Raw genomic sequence first — 238 nt, 5'->3', positions numbered from 1 at the left:
CCCGAGGTATAGATCACATACGCCAGATCCCTTGCGCCGCTGATCGCTAATAAGTTAGCCGATTCACCCCTGTACAGTGATGCGTCCGCCAGATTCAATACAGAGCCTGCGTAAGCTAGCGGTACTTCTACATTCCCGCCGTATATAAGCAACAGATCCGTCCCGCTGTCTTCCAGCATGTACGTCATCCGATCCGGCGGGTACGCCGGGTCGATCGGCATGTAGGCGCCGCCGGCTT

At 56.7% G+C, this 238-nt stretch carries 1 protein-coding gene; it reads right to left on the bottom strand.

The genetic code is table 11. From position 1 onward, the window contains the following. A partial coding sequence (locus FS818_RS28555; protein WP_145336790.1) for an AMP-binding protein occupies positions 1-238 on the bottom strand: 238 nt, incomplete at both ends.

This window comes from Paenibacillus xylanexedens (assembly GCF_007680605.1).
GTDB classification, from domain to species: Bacteria; Bacillota; Bacilli; order Paenibacillales; family Paenibacillaceae; genus Paenibacillus; species Paenibacillus xylanexedens_B.
Note: the sequence above shows the minus strand (reverse complement) of the source record. Positions and strands in the feature narration are given on the sequence as shown.